This is a genomic window from Herbidospora sp. RD11066 (assembly GCF_054661255.1).
The window spans coordinates 1-244 of sequence record NZ_BAAGDO010000317.1 but is presented as its reverse complement, the minus strand read 5'-3'; the positions used below and the strand labels follow the sequence as shown (position 1 = coordinate 244).

1 protein-coding gene is annotated in these 244 nt (G+C 50.4%); it reads right to left on the bottom strand.

The window, feature by feature from the left end; translation table 11 throughout:
• The coding region (locus tag ACYQ78_RS40015) for a hypothetical protein (RefSeq protein WP_459806219.1) at positions 1-244 on the bottom strand (244 nt) is incomplete at both ends.

The following is a 244-nucleotide window of genomic DNA, read 5'->3' as shown; positions in this document are numbered from 1 at the left end:
TTGCCAATAATCTGTGCCGCCATTTTCTTGGTTTCCGTTGGACGCTCGCTGAGCGCACGTTGCAAGACGGGCATTATTAGCGCGAGGGATGGAGCGTCAATAAAGTGAACAAAAGAAGTCTGAAGCAGAACTTGTAAGCATGGAGCTGTCTTGGTAGAGGGATCCATCAGGGCTTCAAGGAGGACAGACGAAATGGCTAGAATCTCTGGGTTCCTGATGACAGAGCCAATCTGCTTGAGGGCCT